The organism is Serratia sp. A07, assembly GCF_058725505.1.
In genome coordinates this window covers 1-15,465 of record NZ_JBZXDO010000055.1, presented here as the reverse complement: position 1 = coordinate 15,465, position 15,465 = coordinate 1, and the positions used below count along the sequence as shown (strand labels likewise).

The 15,465-nt window shown below is 57.2% G+C and carries 20 protein-coding genes; all 20 read right to left on the bottom strand.

Going from position 1 to position 15,465, the window contains the following annotated elements; all coding sequences use genetic code 11:
• Positions 1-851, bottom strand: an 851-nt coding sequence (locus tag AC4PR2_RS26140; protein WP_492175692.1) for a baseplate J/gp47 family protein, incomplete at its 3' end; no start/stop codon positions are given.
• Complete coding sequence (locus AC4PR2_RS26135) at positions 848-1,204, bottom strand: contractile injection system sheath initiator (protein WP_038875867.1); 357 nt, start codon at positions 1,202-1,204, stop codon at positions 848-850. The genes AC4PR2_RS26135 and AC4PR2_RS26140, both read right to left, overlap by 4 nt.
• Positions 1,205-1,212: 8 nt before the next feature.
• Positions 1,213-1,890: a Gp138 family membrane-puncturing spike protein gene (locus tag AC4PR2_RS26130; protein WP_047730623.1), complete on the bottom strand. Its 678-nt coding sequence runs from the start codon at positions 1,888-1,890 to the stop codon at positions 1,213-1,215.
• A gap of 1 nt (position 1,891) precedes the next feature.
• Complete coding sequence (locus AC4PR2_RS26125; RefSeq protein WP_038875720.1) at positions 1,892-2,737, bottom strand: baseplate hub protein; 846 nt, start codon at positions 2,735-2,737, stop codon at positions 1,892-1,894.
• Entirely contained in the window at positions 2,734-3,036 is a 303-nt protein-coding gene (locus tag AC4PR2_RS26120; protein ID WP_047730622.1) for a phage baseplate plug family protein, read from the bottom strand. The genes AC4PR2_RS26125 and AC4PR2_RS26120 overlap by 4 nt, the downstream gene beginning before the upstream one ends.
• Positions 3,036-3,842 (bottom strand): phage baseplate protein, encoded by an 807-nt coding sequence (locus AC4PR2_RS26115; RefSeq protein WP_047730621.1) that lies wholly within the window; start codon positions 3,840-3,842, stop codon positions 3,036-3,038. Before AC4PR2_RS26115 ends, AC4PR2_RS26120 begins: the two co-directional genes overlap by 1 nt.
• Positions 3,839-5,773: a transglycosylase SLT domain-containing protein gene (locus tag AC4PR2_RS26110; protein ID WP_492175691.1), complete on the bottom strand. Its 1,935-nt coding sequence runs from the start codon at positions 5,771-5,773 to the stop codon at positions 3,839-3,841. The genes AC4PR2_RS26115 and AC4PR2_RS26110 overlap by 4 nt, the downstream gene beginning before the upstream one ends.
• Before the next feature lie 208 nt (positions 5,774-5,981).
• Positions 5,982-6,386 (bottom strand): hypothetical protein, encoded by a 405-nt coding sequence (locus AC4PR2_RS26105; RefSeq protein WP_049194151.1) that lies wholly within the window; start codon positions 6,384-6,386, stop codon positions 5,982-5,984.
• Positions 6,386-6,823, bottom strand: coding sequence for a phage tail fiber protein (locus AC4PR2_RS26100; RefSeq protein ID WP_038875737.1), 438 nt, complete (start codon positions 6,821-6,823; stop codon positions 6,386-6,388). The genes AC4PR2_RS26105 and AC4PR2_RS26100 overlap by 1 nt, the downstream gene beginning before the upstream one ends.
• Entirely contained in the window at positions 6,823-8,307 is a 1,485-nt protein-coding gene (locus AC4PR2_RS26095; protein WP_110157889.1) for a DUF3383 domain-containing protein, read from the bottom strand. The genes AC4PR2_RS26100 and AC4PR2_RS26095 overlap by 1 nt, the downstream gene beginning before the upstream one ends.
• Entirely contained in the window at positions 8,288-8,839 is a 552-nt protein-coding gene (locus tag AC4PR2_RS26090) for a phage neck terminator protein (RefSeq protein WP_060424835.1), read from the bottom strand. Before AC4PR2_RS26090 ends, AC4PR2_RS26095 begins: the two co-directional genes overlap by 20 nt.
• Entirely contained in the window at positions 8,824-9,189 is a 366-nt protein-coding gene (locus AC4PR2_RS26085) for a hypothetical protein (protein ID WP_197755988.1), read from the bottom strand. The genes AC4PR2_RS26090 and AC4PR2_RS26085 overlap by 16 nt, the downstream gene beginning before the upstream one ends.
• Complete coding sequence (locus tag AC4PR2_RS26080; RefSeq protein ID WP_171884861.1) at positions 9,186-9,665, bottom strand: hypothetical protein; 480 nt, start codon at positions 9,663-9,665, stop codon at positions 9,186-9,188. Before AC4PR2_RS26080 ends, AC4PR2_RS26085 begins: the two co-directional genes overlap by 4 nt.
• Complete coding sequence (locus tag AC4PR2_RS26075; RefSeq protein WP_038875751.1) at positions 9,666-10,136, bottom strand: DUF4054 domain-containing protein; 471 nt, start codon at positions 10,134-10,136, stop codon at positions 9,666-9,668.
• A gap of 3 nt (positions 10,137-10,139) precedes the next feature.
• Positions 10,140-10,484: a hypothetical protein gene (locus AC4PR2_RS26070; protein WP_060419451.1), complete on the bottom strand. Its 345-nt coding sequence runs from the start codon at positions 10,482-10,484 to the stop codon at positions 10,140-10,142.
• A gap of 3 nt (positions 10,485-10,487) precedes the next feature.
• Positions 10,488-11,516: a DUF2184 domain-containing protein gene (locus AC4PR2_RS26065; protein WP_492175690.1), complete on the bottom strand. Its 1,029-nt coding sequence runs from the start codon at positions 11,514-11,516 to the stop codon at positions 10,488-10,490.
• Entirely contained in the window at positions 11,516-11,998 is a 483-nt protein-coding gene (locus AC4PR2_RS26060) for a structural cement protein Gp24 (protein ID WP_038875760.1), read from the bottom strand. Before AC4PR2_RS26060 ends, AC4PR2_RS26065 begins: the two co-directional genes overlap by 1 nt.
• A gap of 1 nt (position 11,999) precedes the next feature.
• Positions 12,000-13,325, bottom strand: a complete 1,326-nt coding sequence (locus AC4PR2_RS26055) for a DUF2213 domain-containing protein (RefSeq protein WP_492175689.1) — start codon at positions 13,323-13,325, stop codon at positions 12,000-12,002.
• A 3-nt stretch (positions 13,326-13,328) separates the two neighbouring features.
• Entirely contained in the window at positions 13,329-14,012 is a 684-nt protein-coding gene (locus tag AC4PR2_RS26050; protein ID WP_038875869.1) for a phage head morphogenesis protein, read from the bottom strand.
• A 40-nt stretch (positions 14,013-14,052) separates the two neighbouring features.
• Positions 14,053-15,465 (bottom strand): DUF1073 domain-containing protein (locus AC4PR2_RS26045; protein WP_492175688.1); only part of this gene is annotated, 1,413 nt, incomplete at its 5' end.

The following is a 15,465-nucleotide window of genomic DNA, read 5'->3' as shown; positions in this document are numbered from 1 at the left end:
CCGTTCATGTCGACACCGGGCGGCGCCTTGCGCCAGATAGCATCCGCGATATCCTCAGCCTTTCCACCATATACGCCAACGTAGAACGAATTTTTCTTCAATGTATATTTGGATGGGCCGACTTGTCTGTCTACCGGGGTCGGGTTATGCGTAACGTATACGTCCACTACGTTGGGAACTTTTGCGAGGATCTCGCCGCGGATCGCGTTCAATGTATTCCGGGCATTGTTGGCAACGGAATTGCGTCGGCGGTGCTCAAAGTCGGCTCTGCTCTCCTCATTGTTGCCCGGCACCCCGGCGGCGCGGTTGGTCACACCTGACCAGCCAGGGATCGCTTTGTAGACCTTGCTGAGCGCACCAATGGGGCAACCGATCGGGCCTGTCGTGAGGTTCTGGAAAACCACATCAACGCTACCGGCGGCGCCGATCGTTGCATCGGAAAGGCTGGCGTAGAGATACCCTGCTTCATCCTGTGCCAGGCTTCCAGCAGGGATCAGCGTATCCACCAGCCCTGAGCACGTCCCGGTTACTGTCGTGCCGGTGGCACCGATGCGGTCGAGGAAATAAACCCGGCCAATCGCATCCTGAAACCTGCCGCTGCTGTAGTCCGCGTTCACCTGGTTCGCGATCGCCAGCAACTGATCGTTCTTATCGGCGATGATGGCCGAATCGCTCATCGCTAGCTGCCCCTGTGGGCTTGTCAGACTGGTCCCCATCGAGCTCCCCAGCGCGGTGGAGAAATCGGTTAACCGGCCGTTTAGTATGTCCACCTCATCCGGCACCAGCAGCCCCGTTTTTGAAAACGTAACCGCCGGTACCGCAGTTGTGTAATTGGTGTTTTCATCCGTCATAACAGCACCGTGTAATCGTTGAAATTGGTATCGGTGATCGTCATTACGCCACCAATGCGGCGATCGCCATCAGAGACTGCCGTACACAGCGCGCTGGAGACCGTCGGCAGTTTCATCGCCTCCTGCTGCATTTTGGTGTTAATCAGCTGCGTGCCGGGCCAATGGCCGAGGATCCGCGGGTAATAAGGAATTCCGAGCGTGTTGTCATACCAACACTCGCCAAGGAAAGTGCTGCAGGCGCACGCCACATCCTGCGCCACCGCATAAGGATTGTCCGTGACCGCCAGGTTGCCTTTGTCGTCCAGCATCAGATCCCAGGTATTCGTATCGAGAAGAAGTGAGCGAGTTTGCATCATGCCCCCTATTGCGGTTTATTCGTCTGCGCGCTGCCTGATTGCACGCCACCATGCACGTGGTCACCAAACTCGATGCCACTAATCGTGGCGCCGGCGGACAGTTCCGCTTTGCCTTTGGCTGTAAACTTCTGGCTCACCTCGGTCGCGCCGTTCAGTGCGATTTCCGGCGAGTTAACGGCAAAGCGCTTCGATGCATTGGTTTCAACATCCGGCGCATTCAGCGTAATTTTCCAGGGTGAAGTTACATTGATCTGCTGATCGGCAAACTCGACAAATTGCACCGGGTCACCATTCAGCACACCACCCAGATAGATCGCATCTGACAGGCTGTGCGTGCGCCTTGAACCGGGCATCGCGGGCTGGCGCGTGGCTTTAACCCCGCTGATATCCCGATCGCAAATCGCTATGAACCCAATATCACCGGCTTTCGGTGGCATAATCACCGCACTTTGGCCACCCTGTAGACGCCATACCGGCACGTTGTAAATCACCTCATGCGGGATAGGTGAGCCGTCGCCAGCGACGGCCATCACCATAGGGCGAATGTCCACGTGCTCCCCATTGGCATTGATCACCCTACCCAACGTGATAAACGCATGACGCCCCAGAAACTGGCGCATAACGAAGTCCTGCGCGTTGATATCACCATTCAGATCGGAGCCGTTTACATGAAAATTCTCCATATCAGCCCCCGGGTTGCCGCAACAATTCGCAGGATGTTGAACATTGGCCGCCCTCAATCCATGAGGTTAACGTGTGCATTGCACCGAGCACCGCATAGCGGCCGCTGGCGTTCGGGAGTGAGGTCACCAACGACAATTTGCGACCAATAAAAATATCAGGACAGAACAGACATGAAATGCTCAGCCCAACATTGGTAAAAATGGGATATCCGATTAATCCGTGGTCGGGAGAAACGAACAATGCCGGCTCTTTTCGGGATACTCCCTTTGGCCAGATCGTCACCTTCTCCACGTTGATATCGATCTCGGCATCAACAGCCCGTGCCGCCTCGATCATCTGCTGCGTGATATCTCCCTGGAAATACGGATCGGGCAGCGTGCGTTTAACGCCCTGATTCTCATATTTCAGCCCCACTGATGATGCCATTGGCATCAAAATGTCATCGATCGAGACGGGGCCTTTCGCGCTGAATGGCGACACCTTTTTCGCCCGCAGATAAAACATCATGTTCGCCGTAATAATTAGCGGCACATCCGGCGCCTGGTTGTAATCCGCATATGCATCACTGATAAACCCTTCGAAAATCAGGCGGTCAGCAGCCCATACGCGGATCCGATTAGGCTTGGCCCCATCGATCCAAATCCCTTTGTAGCTCAGCGCCGCCATCTGCTGGGCCACGAGCCCCCACAGATAAAGCGTAATTTGCGTGCCAGCAATCCCGCCATACGCCGCCAGGCTTATATAACAGCGCGCATTTTTGACGGTAAGCACGTTACCCCGATCGTCAAACGTTCGCCCCTCTGCCAGGGTAAACTCTACCCTGATATCCCGTTGTTGATAGCTCACGGCATTTCCTCCGGCGCAAGGTAGTAAAGTTTGAAACGCTCACCCAGGCCGGACCATTCAGGATCTGCGTTTCCCGCCAGGTCAGCGAAAAATAATTCGCCGGCGAATGGCAGATAGCCGTAACGCACGATCTTGTTGCCGTTCAGGCACAACACCCCCTGCAGGCAGGGAGTGCCGTTAACGGTAAGATCGATATATAGCCCCGTGGTACGCTGTGCCAGACGAATTTCACAGGCCTGATTATTCAGGGAGACGGTGAACCGTTGAGACTTGAGGGGTTTGAGTACAATTTCCAGCATCAGGTTAAACTCCCCGCCAATTGCTTGACCGCTGCATCCAACTTTTGCGTCGCGCTGACGGTGACCTCTCCGAGAGGTTTGGTCACATCCTCGACCGCTGACGAAACCTTATCGGCAATGTTCCCAACCAATTCCGACGCCGAGCGCTGCACGCCGGAGATCGCTTTCTTCACATCAGAAAGGGTGGAACCACTCGTTGAAGAGGTAACGAGCTCCGTTTTGGCGCTCGCTCCCTGGGTGATTTGATTATTGGTAGTGTCGGCCTGCGATGTCTCGCTGCTGACGGTCACCTCGGCCACGTCCTGCACGTCCTGAAAAACCGCCGTTACCGTAAGCAACGTCGGGCCGCCGTCGCTTCGGATCCGATAATCGTATTTGGTCAGGTCATAGGACGAATAGGTTTTGTCGGGGGTTTCGATGTCATAAACCTCCGCCGTTGTTCGCATCGTCTCCAGGGTGGCCAGCACGTCCGAGCGGGATGTCAGCGTGAGATTGGTCAGGTTCGGAAGCCCGCCTGAAAACCCTGTCCAGCCCTCCACGGTAAACGTAATGTGTAATTCTGCCGGCCGCTGCACCTTGTTGAACGACGTGTAACCACCTCGCTCGATCGGTGCAGTAGTGATCGACGCTTCGCCCCCCACTTCGATAACGACAAATGACGTTGGCGAAAAGGGCTTCGTGCCAACACTGGCGCCGGAGGCATAATAAATTCCGTATCCCGGTGCCAGCACGCTGTTAACGACAGACAGCAGGCCACCGCCCCGCACAGCATTCAGTACAGTGGCCTGATTCAGGGAAAACCTCATGTCGATACTCCCGATGCATACGCGCCCACAAGGCTGGAGCGATTAATTTTTTGCCTTGCGTCGTCGATGATCCCTTTCGTGCTATCTGCCGGCGAATTCACCTGCAGAGTGCCGATATGGGTTGTTTCGGTGATCGTGGATTGCGAACCGCCGACCGGCTGGCGCGCCTGCGCCGCCATGCCTGCGCCCGGCTGAGGCAAATTCGACAACACCTTCGGCACGTATTCCCGCGTTTCCTGCGGGGCCGCGCCGAGCCCTTTGCGCTCAACATTACCCTGGCCCCAGTTATACGCCGCCAGCGCCTTACCCAGATCACCATCGAACATTTTCAGCAGCTGCGACATGTAGCGCGCTGCGGCATGGGCTGATTTCTCCGGATCAAAAACGTCATCGCCGACCAGCCCGAAGTCCTTCGCCGTGCCTGGCATGAACTGAAACGGCCCTTTGGCGCCCGCTTTTGATACAGCCTGAGTATCGCCGCCTGACTCCGTGATCACCATGCTGCGCAGCAGCCCGGCAGGGAGCCCGAACGTTTCCTCCAGCTTGCTGAGTTTCGGCTGCAGCCACGCCAGCATTTCCTCACCGGCCTTTGTTGGCTGTGGCCGGCGTACAGATTGAGCAAACTGCGTCGGAGCCTGGTCTTGCCCGTAACCATCACCACGCGGAAGATTGATCCCGAATGTATCCTTAACCCAATCGTGAGCGGATTTTCCCCACCCCTCTACCTTGTCACTGAATGGCAGATTGTTCAGGGCATCCGCAACAGGGTTATTTTTCAGCGCAGGGTATTTTTCCTCGAGGGGTTTAATGACAAACTCCTCAAGCGCCACCAGAGCTGCAATAAGGCCGGCAGGCCCCATCAGCGCCCCGCTGAGTCCTTTAAACAGGGAAAGCAACTTGCCACCTACCGACGCGCTAACCAGCAGCAGAATGGCGTTCTGCCAGCCTCCTACCGCATTGGCGGCTTCACCGCCGACACCAACAATGTTCGACAGAACATCGAACACGCCCTGCACCGCGGCTTTGATTTCATCCGGGTGCTGTGCCATCCAGTTCGCCAGATCATTCAGCCACGCGTTGAACTGTTTGATGTAAGGCAGCAGCGCGTTAAAGAGGATGTATCCCGTTTTCTCAAAGGCCTGGCTGATCTCTGCCCACTGCTGGCGAAACTTCCGCGCCGCTGCGATGGACTGCTCGTCAACGCCTGAGCGCGCTGTAAATCGGTCAACATCGCGCAACGCATGGCCAGAGCCGAACCATTGCTGCGCGGCGTAGCCATACCCCAGCTCACTGCCATAGGCCTGCTGCTGATCCTTATTCAGGTTTGGAAATGCGGCGGCCAATTTGCGGACAATATCTTCAGTCCCATCCCGGCCCAGATCGATATTGGCGCCCGCCTGGTTGGCGGCCAATAGCAGGCTTTGAAGTTGAGGATCCAGCCCAAGGCCAGATTTTAAGCGTGCCTTTGCATCGTTGATGCGGGAGAACGCGCCCACGATCTCGTTGGCACTGACACCGAACGCCTCGCCCGCCTTGGTCCAGCCATCCAGCGATTTGGCCGACATGCCAAAAGCATCGGCCGCCGTCGCCAATTGGTTCAGGTTACTGGTGAACCCGGTAACAAAGCTTTTGAGGCCGCCCAGCGACAACGTGACGCCGGCCAGCGCCAGCACCTGGGCGCGAATACTGGAAAAGAACGACGCCGCCTTTTTGCCGCTGGCTTCCATGTCTTTGGCGGTTTTGTCGGCTTTTTTCCCGGTTTTATCCAGCGCCTCGCTGCTTTTCTTCTCGCCGGTGTCGAACGCCTGCGCAACGTTCTCCATGACCGCTGTCAGGCGGTCAAGCCCCGCCACTACCGCCTGCTCGCCAGCGCTGAAGTTTTTGTCGTCAATACCCAGGGCGAGGACGAGCTCGTCAAGTACCATTGCCACTATTTCCCCTCCTGCATTACGCGTGCGTTATGGGCGTCCACCTGGATGATTTCCAACAAATCCCACAAGTCCTGCACACCAAGCACCGCATCCAGCTCGGCCTTGGAGGCTTTGCCGGCGGAAATCACGGTAGCGATGGTGTGCGGGACGTTGGTGTAATCGACAAGCCCAAACGGCCTGTCAGGATTGGCAAAACGAGGCGGGATATCTAGCGGCCGGCGGTAGCGAAAAAATCCACGTGCAGTTTGAACACCTCCGCGCGCAGGTTAAGGCGTGTGGCCACTTCATCGATATCGGCTTCAATCAAAGGGCGGACCACGGTTTTATCCGCTGGATTCGGCACGGCCTGAACACAGGTCATCAACTCATCAAGCAGCGGCTTGGCCTCATCCGGGGGGATCTTCGAAATCGCCTTTAAGCCCTCGACAGCCATCGCCGCGATCCCCATGCTGCGTAAATTATCGGGGATCTCGACGCCGCCGCGCCCCATCGCCATGAGCGCCCGCAAAGCCCACCATTCAGCCTGTGACGCCGACATTTCCTTGATGTAGAAAACCTTGCCCTGATCGCGCCCGGCGGCGTCGATAGTGATAAACGTCTCTTTACGTGCCATCAGTTAAACGCCTCTGGAGTGATGGATTCCCATTCGATGATCGCCTGGCTGGCCTGCAGAATGCGGCCGGCATCCGGTAGCGCCTTCCACTGCTTCAGCACGCCGTTCACGCATTTATATTTGCGCTTGAGCGCCGGCAGGATAACCGTTGCATTGCAGCGGAACACCGCCACGCTGGCGCGCGATGTGGTCGCCCAGGTATCGAACACGTCCCGGCTTTCCGAATCCGGCATAATGTAGATCGTCTGGTTGATGTTGCCGTAAATGAAGCCGGCCGATAACTTGCCGTCGGCGCCGCGCACCGTTTCCGCCAGGCTCAGCGCGTCGGTCCCGTAGATATTATCCGCAGCGAAGCCCTGCAGTTGCACGCCTGACGGGTACAGGTTCATTACCGACAGCGTAATGATGGCGTCGGCAGAAGTGATGGTGTTGGACATTATTGAACCTCCGTCGATGCAATATTCAATTTCTGGATGCTGCCGCCGTCGCTGTACCACAACGCGCAGTTCGGGCTGGTGCGACCTGGTCGAAGGGCCGGCAGCATTTCACCGACATAGAGGTAGTAGCCCGTCGCGAAAATTGTCGCCGACACGTCTTCCCCTACTGCGTTGCTGATCTCCAGTTTTTGCGCCGCGGACAGTGTCACCCCGGCACGAATGCCGCCCCATGCTTTAAACTGCTCGATCACATCGGTCATCGAGGTTGCAACCAGCGCGCGCCCAGCGTTGTTGTAGGGGATCGTCTTGTTGGATTTGAACAGCGCCAGCACCGCGCCCTGCAGGTTGGCGTTCAGCCAAATTTGCCCGGCGAAGCTGTCCAGCCATTTGAAATCGCCGGTGATCGAGCCATCTGCCCAATAATCCTCGACGATGTTATTGGCGGCGTACTTGCCGTAGAAGTTATAGCCATTGGCGATCAGCACGTCGTACTCATCACCGCTGGTCACATCGGCCGCCAGCCCGTTGTATTCGCGGAATTTGAACGGCACGCGCCCTTCAGTGCGGGTAAAGTCCAGCGCAGCGGCATATCCCAATACAGATGCAGGTTTTTTCACGTCAGTGCAGAACACCGGCACGACACTCCCGTAATTGTTCACGGTGATGATCTTGTACGCGATGTGGTCCTGATTGCCCGTAATTCGGGCTTTTTCGTTGGTGGTCCACGCCACATAGAAAAAGCGCTCCTCCTGCGCGCTGGCCCATGCGGACAACGCCAGGTGTTCATCATCCTTGCACTCGAAAACGGTCGAGAATGAGGCCCACTGCTGCGACTTGGCGATGATTGCCGTGAACAGCGCGGGAACCACTGCCACCGGCGCCCCCTGGGAGATCTTGGCGCCGAGATCGCTGGTCATCTTCATGGGTGCCGCTGCTGTGCCGGTCGCATACGCGATAGTCGTCGCTTCCGGCTTGGCGCCTGCAGCAGTGATGATGAAGGCATTGTGCGTGGTGTCATATACCACCGTCGCCACGGCGGCCGTCAATGAGGTTTGCAACGCGGCGGCCGCCTCCGCAAAACTGGTTACCGCGCTGAAATTGACTTCCGCACTGGCATTCTTCCCGCTGATGCTGATCGTGAGCGTACCGGAGATTTTTTTCAGCTCCTCGACCGTCACCCCTTTAAACGATCCGCTGCGCAACCATGCGGCCGCCGGCGCGCGGTTGAATCGGGCGAACAGCAAGGCCCCCGGAGATTTTGTCGCGTTGTTGTAGCCCTGAAAATACATGGATGCCATAACGTATTCGTCAGAGTCACCACCGAAATAATCGGCCACGCTCGAGGGTGACGAAAACGAAGGGACGTCGCCGATCGGTACGTAAGGGCTGTCGGTTAAAAGCAGGCCGTTGAGGTCGACCGCATTACCCACGGCGGATAGCACGCCCGGTTTGATTTTTACGTCTTTACTGATTGGAATTGCCATCGATGGACTCCGTTGTAGTCGTTTTGATGGTCACGTTGTCGAAGAACGCCAGAGGCGCACTGACCACCGGTTTGATTTGCGCGATGAATTCCAGCGTCCAGCGCGGTTCGTATTGCCACTCGCCGTTAATCATCGTGGTCTGACGGGGATCGCTACAGTAGAGCGGCGTTAAGACGCCCCCGGAGCAGCGAAAAGCGGAGGTGCCAAACTCCGAGCGGATCAGCGTGGCGAACATCAGGGAATTTCGCTCCGCGCTGTCACCATAGAAATCAAGCTGACACTCCCAGCGCGTTGTCCGCGTGATGTGTTGAATACCCAGTCCGGCCTCCAGTGGCGGGGAGTACTTCACCACTGCCGTAGACAACCCGGCGGAATTCAGCGAAGTCATCGCGATAAATTCGCCCTGTGGCATCGGCACCCCGTTTTGCTGGGTGCGCTCGATCTGCGCATCAACAAAAAGCCCCTGGAGAAAATCGCCAAGGGCTTTATAGAGATCGCTTTCAGTGATCGAGAGCGTTACGTTTGCAGACATGCAACAACCCTCGTCCAATCCGGCCAGTTCTCCGGCACCGCCACCACAAGCCACGTTTCGCCCGCGATGACGAATTTGTCACCGCCGACCTGCTTCGGTCGGCTCACACCGCACCAGTTCCCGTTCGTATAGATGGACGTGACCACCCCCTGAATATTCAGGTTGTCCAGGTGGCGGATATCGCCCTGGGTAACAGCCTGTTTTTGTACCATCATCGGAATAGGCGCGTCATAGGCCGGCGCCCGGGAATAATCCTCACGTTTTTCGGCACCGAGCGATCGATAAATCTGCGCCTCAACGAAGGGATTAACTGCGCCGACGGCGCGCGAAACAATACCGTGCAAATTCACTCATCACCTCCATCAACGGCATAGTCGACGCTGTTCTGCATGTGGCCAGTGTCGACCAGCGGCTTATCGAACCCTTTGCGCTTAATGGTCGACTCCGCCAACGGCGGAGAATTGAGCTCCCGGATAGAATCCTGCAGCTGGCTTTTTATCCGCTCCCCCATCAATCCAAGCGCTAACCGCGCGTCATAATTTGATGAACGGATAAGCTGCGAAAACTCACCGGGCCACTGCGTACTGTTGGCTGAAATCATGTTGCGGAAAAAAGGCCGCGGCAGCTGAAAATAGGACTCCCCGGCCTTGGTCATCACCATTTTTCCGAACTCGTTCGCGGCGGCCACCAGCGCAACCGGGGTCCCGTCCTCATAGGTCGCATCGGCCAAAAAACCCACCTTGAGGCGCTTGCCCGAAGACAGCCCTTCGGCAATTTGCGCCAGGCGCGCTTTAAACGCGGCACCGCCGCGAACACTGGCACCCATTTAGCGCCCCCGCCTGACCGGCCGATAGTAGTGGTCTGGATAGCGAGATGGCGATGAGCCCGGGTGATAAACCATCGTCCTGTAGGGCGCGGTCGCTTGCCAATAATCCGCGCCATAGGGAGTCTGCAGATACCACCATGACTGATCGTTACTGCCGGCGCTGTCCACCGATACAGAAACCGATCCCTCTGAGGCACTGGTAATGCGGCCAACAAGGCCGCTTCCCTGACCGCCCGACTGTCCTGAACCAAATCCGCGCAACGCACAGAGATGAGCAACAAGCAGGAAAAATAACTGCTCACGCTCTTTCAGATCCTGCACTTTGCTTTCATCGGTATTATCGAGGTAGAGGGTCGAGGCCTGATTGAACAGCGCCTCGAGCAGGTCATCACTTGGCGCCGATCCGCATCCCGTTGCAAACGCCGGGTAAAGCGCCCGAAATGCCTTGATGTTGAAAACCACGGCGCCCATGCATTACTCCTTCTTATTCATCGCTTCATCATCACGCTTGATCCCCGGCGCCGGGTTGTTCTGCGGCAATGGGTCAAGGCCTGACTTCAACTTTTCCTGCTCTTTGGCCTGCGCACGGGCGCTGTTGCCATTGTCCTGGGCGAAGATCACGCCTTTTTTTACATACGGCTGATCTTTGTGGATCTTCAGCCAGGCGTCCCACAGTTCCTTATCGACCGGTGTGAGGCCATAGCCGCCGATAATGCGCACATCTTCGCCGCGGTAACCCGCGACCGCCTGCTGATGGCCGTCGACTTCCAACACCAAACCGTTCGGCAATTTGCAGCCCACTGTTACTTGCTCTGCCATCTTTTAAACCCCCAACATTTGTACGTAAGCCAGCGGTTGGCGAATGATCGCCCCCCAGGTACCGGCGGATTTTTTCTGGTGCCAGGCTGAAGACTCCGTCACCACGGCGTGCGCGCGCATTTTCTCGGTGAACGCACAGTAACCGGTGTCGTTCTCCCCCAGACGCTCGGCAATCAGCTGAACCACTTCACCCGCGTCGCTGGAATACTCCACCGCCGTTTCGATGGTCATACCCGGGAAGTTTTTCTGCAGCAGGTCTGCAACGTTGACCTTGTATTGGTTGGTCTTCGTCAGGTTGGCTTCCGACAACGGAGACATATTCAGCTTCATCTTGTCGGTTCGCTCGACATGCCCTTTGGTCTGACTGACGAGCTGCTTGTACAGCTTGACGATGTCGTTATAAATCGCCTCGGCGTCCTTATCGTCCCATTTCAACTTACCGCCGACGTCAATCGGGGTAATCGGCGCCGACAGCGATGGATCGTTCAGCAGGCCGTAGTTCTGCAAGCCCTCGATGCCGTAGAAGTAGGATTTATTCTGGAACTTGTTCAGCACCAGGGCAGACGCGACATTCATCTCCGCCGCCCAGCCGATGCGCGCTGCGCCGTACATATCCAGTTCGCGTTCACCCCAGCGGGTGTGCGTCTGGTAGTGGTAGCTCTGGCGCGGCACCCAGTTTGCGTTCGCGGTTACCATGCCGTTGTTGTTGTAGTCGCCGTAAGAGCTGGTGTCACCGGCTGATTCCACGATCGGGAATTGAGTGGTCAGCGTCGTCCAGTCACCCTTTTTGGTTTCGCCCAGGATTTGGGCCGCTTTCATCGGTGTCACCAGCACACGAATTAATTCTGGATCAACGTAGTTGGTGAAATAGGCCGGCACGCCGGAGTTTGAGACCGTTACCAGATTAGGCTGCGCATCCATCGCCAGCGCGAAATCGCTCGCATACTCCGGCGGCAGGTAAGCCTGCGCGCCCGGCAGGATGATGCCGTAATCGCGGCTGGCGGTAGCGTAATGCTGCTTAAATTTATTCATCACTTGCTCCAGGTGCTGATTTTGATACGTTCTTTGGCCGCCGCGGCGCTGGCCACCGAGAATGCCGTTTCCGCAAAGCCTTCAATGGTCGCGCCGGCGGCACCGGTAGCAATCTCGCCGGTGGTCAGTGACGCAAACACTTTTTGGCCGACAGTGGCCGCTGTCGTGGTAACCGCCCAGTAATCACCGCCGGTGTGCAGCGTGCACTCTCGCCCCGGCTGGATCACGTTAGACGCCGCGCCCAGCCATTCAACGATTGACGCCTGGCCATCGCGAGGAACAAACCCCGACGGCGCGCCAGTGCCTTTGTTCGATGCCACGCCCTTCACCACCCAGGCAAATCGCCCAATGGTTAACCCGTCGGCGCCGGTGACCAATGCCCCCTCACCGGCCACATAGCTGGTGTACGGGTTGTTACTGGCAAAAGCCCCCTCAATACCCGGAGCCGGGTATTGGTTAATGCTCGTCTGAAATCCTGACATGTTAATAACCTTTTTTAAGTTTGCTGGCGGTAGGGAAATCGGCAGCAAAAGACGATGCAGCCGCGGAGTCATGCGCCAGTTTTGGCGCCTTGACGGCCTGTTTTTGCTCTACGGCATACTTCACCATGCTGCGGTAAGCGCTTGGGTGTACGTCGGTGATATCGATCCCGGCCTGTTCGAGCGCAGTGCGGTAAACCTCCTCGGCGGAGTCCATCGCCACCACGTCACCAATCAGAGGACGCACCTCACTTTCAGCGGTGCGAACCGCCTGGAAGTTTTTCGCCGCCGCCTTGGTGGCGTTGTCAGCAGCCAGCCTGATTGCCGCATCCATCGCCGGTTTGCTGACCGTATCGGGATTCGGTTTTACCGGGTCTTTTGCTGGATCGTCCGGGGTGTCATCCGCAGCCGGCATCAGTACCGCTTTGATTTTTTCCAGCACTTCCTCCGGCACTTTGTCGGACAACAGCGCCAGGATGCTTTCCAGTGGGTTTTCCGTATCAAACGCAGACCCGTTATCTTCCGGCTCGACCACCTCTTCAGCGGCCTCCATCAGTTCGGCAAGCTCGGCCGGCTCGATTTCCATATCCTGCGCCAGGCGGCCGGAAAACGCGGATTTGACCGCATTCGCGATCGCGTTGGGGCGTTTATGCTGGCCCACCAATTGCGTGAGGTCTTTCGGCGAGGCGTCTTGCGCCAGGCGAGGTTTAAGATAGGCGCCCAGCGCTGCGCGCATGGCGACACCCTTACGATTTAATTTCATGTTTTGTAACTCCTTCGGGAGGCAATCAAATACCAGCACATCGGATCCGGCCCGGCCGTCACCGACCAGCGCCACGTGGTTACCGACGATATCCCGCATCACGCCGTCAAATTTGACGCCATCCGGGGTAACGCCTGGGGTCATGTCAGCGACGTACGCATACGACGATGACAGTTCTCGTTGCTCGTCGGTCTCGATACCGGCGATGGCGGAGTTGTCCCAAATCGACAATCCGTTTGTTAGGTAGGTGCCATCAAAATCACTGTTGGCGTGCGTTGTCCCCACCCGAAGCTCACGCGCGGGCGCGCCTGGGTAATCAGGCTTGTGTCGGCAAAGGATGGGGATGTTATTGAAGGTTTTCGCTGCCTTGCGCAGCTCGTCGGGGTCGCGGTACAGCATGTACAGCCGGTCGGGCTCAAGTCCTAGCGCCTCGGAATTCGGGATTTCACGCCCGTAATAGCCGCACACGTTGGCCTTGCTGATGTTGCTGCGTTCGACCTGCAGCCGTCCGACCTTATCAATTTGCCGCACCGAACCCCGGTCAAATGCCAGTCGTTCAGTCGTCATTCATTACTCCAGTCCCGGTAAAATCGCCTCCCATCCACACCTGCAACGTATTTTTTGCCCTGGCATGATCCATTCGCCATCGATAAACATGCCTTTGTCCAGATCGAACTCTTTGCCGTCGGCTTTCACATGGGAGATGCGCGGCTCTTTCCCTGCGTGGGAATGGCGCCACCGCCCCCGGCGGATGCCAAGCGCACGCTGGCGCGCCGACTGCATGGCAGACGTTGCCTTGTTGTTCTGATCCAGCGCGATAAAAGCCGCCCGGCGCCGGGTGACGCCATAGCGCTGTTGCAGCTCTTTTGTCAGGGTGCCGAGATCACGCCCGCGAGATACCGACTGCATTACCAGCGTTTCGACCTGCGTGAGGTATTGCTGCGGAATGGAGCGGATCAGATTGACGTTCTCGGTGATGGTCGCCTGCAGCGCGTTGTTCATTTCCGCCGTCATTTTGAAGGGCACCGTGAAACCGGCCTGCTGCAATGCAGTGGAAAGCGACGCATCGCTATTCTTCATCACATCAGAAGCGAAACGCTCAGCCAGTTTCCCGGCCAGCACATCGAATTTTTTTCGCCAGCGCCGCGACAATTTGCGCATGGCATCACGCATCATGATCGCCGGTGAGGCATCCTGCGCCAGCCCGGTCTGCCGGTATTCGGCGCGCAGCCAATAGAGCGTGCTGTTGTGCAGCTCCTGCACCGCCCTATCCAGCTGCCTCCGGTACCAGGCCTCAATCCCCGCGTTGGGTCGGATCTGACGGAGGGTCTTTTTCCGACGCGCTTTCCTCGAGGTTGAAGTTTTCGTCGTCTTCGTCGTCGTCAATCTCAATCTCCCCGCTTAAATCCAGACCGCTGTAGGGGCTGTTCGGATCCGAGGCCAATTTTTCGCGTACCTCGTTATTCGTCACCGCGCCGATACTCTCGTAAATCTGGTCCGTCTCCGCTTCTGTTTTGCGGATGGCGGCCTGCTGTTCACGCGTCATTTCGTGCAGGGATTCGAATTCAAAGGTGATGTCCGGATCGATGTCGCCAAACTCCGACAACTGGATAATGTCCATCACGCGCTTTATCGGGTGCTTGAGTAACCTGGACGCGCTGGCCGCTATCGTGTCGTAGAACACCTTGATCTCACCCTCGCTCGAGGCATTCAACCCCGTGGGGCTCAGGCCGGCGAACTTCACCGACGGGATCGCGCTGACAAAGAACATGTGCTCTTGTGCCTGCGCCTGCAGCGTATCCAGCCCACTCAGTGGTGTGTTGAACTGGAAGAACTCCTCCTGTTGCTTGTCCAGAATCAACAAGCCGCGCGTGTCCCGCGTGCGGTTATACAGCTCCGCGCGCTTGGCATAGTTGGGATCGTTCTTTCCGCTTAACGCATTCGTCATGTTCGTGCTGATGCCGCTCAGTGAAAAGGAATGAAGCACATCCCCCACGCTATCGCGGGTACGCAGCCAGTTATTGACGTAAGGCTCGGCGATTTGTGTCAGCGACAAGCCGCCGAAGTTATAGGCCGGCTTCAACATGTCAGGCACCGGCCTGGAAATCAGATCCAACATGCGGCTGGCGTGTACGGTCTTACCCATCACGAACCACTCCGCCGGCTTGTAGAAATCATCGCTCAGCGGGTTATCGGCGTTGTAGATGCCTGGGTAAGTCCATACCGGCTCAATCACGCGAAAGCCCACCAGCGAGCCGGGCGTGATTTTTTTGTTGGACAGGAACAGCCGTGATTGCAGCTCCTCCGGATCCGTCCACGCGGACAAACCGCGCGGGGAACGCACATCGATGTATATCTGGCCGCGGCCGAAAAATCCGTCGTGCTCAATAGCCAGGCGGAAAACATTCTGCACCTTGTAGCGCTCCATCGCCTTAACGAGTAGCGCGATGCGGTCAGCCTTGCTTTCATCCCCGTCACTGGCCGCTTTAACCTTGATCCATTTGCGGGTCATTTCCTCGGCGATCACGCTCACCATCCGGCGATATTCCGGCAGCTGGGCGAGTTGCGCCAAATAGGGATAGCCTGGGAAGCCGCCGAAAACGTAATCGGGGTAGCTGCCGTTCAGTGAATCGTATGGCGTTGCATCCATCGCAAGAATCGCACTGCGGATACCGTCAGGGATAACACCGGCCGGCGGTTCGTATTT

What these genes read in the sequence shown, in the direction of transcription:
- AC4PR2_RS26065 (WP_492175690.1), bottom strand. Translation starts at nt 11,516, where the DNA reads ATGAATAAATTTAAGCAGCATTACGCTACCGCCAGCCGCGATTACGGC.
- AC4PR2_RS26070 (WP_060419451.1), bottom strand. Translation starts at nt 10,484, where the DNA reads ATGGCAGAGCAAGTAACAGTGGGCTGCAAATTGCCGAACGGTTTGGTG.
- AC4PR2_RS26075 (WP_038875751.1), bottom strand. Translation starts at nt 10,136, where the DNA reads ATGGGCGCCGTGGTTTTCAACATCAAGGCATTTCGGGCGCTTTACCCG.
- AC4PR2_RS26100 (WP_038875737.1), bottom strand. Translation starts at nt 6,823, where the DNA reads ATGTCCAACACCATCACTTCTGCCGACGCCATCATTACGCTGTCGGTA.
- AC4PR2_RS26115 (WP_047730621.1), bottom strand. Translation starts at nt 3,842, where the DNA reads ATGAGGTTTTCCCTGAATCAGGCCACTGTACTGAATGCTGTGCGGGGC.
- AC4PR2_RS26080 (WP_171884861.1), bottom strand. Translation starts at nt 9,665, where the DNA reads ATGGGTGCCAGTGTTCGCGGCGGTGCCGCGTTTAAAGCGCGCCTGGCG.
- AC4PR2_RS26135 (WP_038875867.1), bottom strand. Translation starts at nt 1,204, where the DNA reads ATGCAAACTCGCTCACTTCTTCTCGATACGAATACCTGGGATCTGATG.
- AC4PR2_RS26120 (WP_047730622.1), bottom strand. Translation starts at nt 3,036, where the DNA reads ATGCTGGAAATTGTACTCAAACCCCTCAAGTCTCAACGGTTCACCGTC.
- AC4PR2_RS26055 (WP_492175689.1), bottom strand. Translation starts at nt 13,325, where the DNA reads ATGACGACTGAACGACTGGCATTTGACCGGGGTTCGGTGCGGCAAATT.
- AC4PR2_RS26105 (WP_049194151.1), bottom strand. Translation starts at nt 6,386, where the DNA reads ATGGCACGTAAAGAGACGTTTATCACTATCGACGCCGCCGGGCGCGAT.
- AC4PR2_RS26090 (WP_060424835.1), bottom strand. Translation starts at nt 8,839, where the DNA reads ATGTCTGCAAACGTAACGCTCTCGATCACTGAAAGCGATCTCTATAAA.
- AC4PR2_RS26060 (WP_038875760.1), bottom strand. Translation starts at nt 11,998, where the DNA reads ATGTCAGGATTTCAGACGAGCATTAACCAATACCCGGCTCCGGGTATT.
- AC4PR2_RS26095 (WP_110157889.1), bottom strand. Translation starts at nt 8,307, where the DNA reads ATGGCAATTCCAATCAGTAAAGACGTAAAAATCAAACCGGGCGTGCTA.
- AC4PR2_RS26130 (WP_047730623.1), bottom strand. Translation starts at nt 1,890, where the DNA reads ATGGAGAATTTTCATGTAAACGGCTCCGATCTGAATGGTGATATCAAC.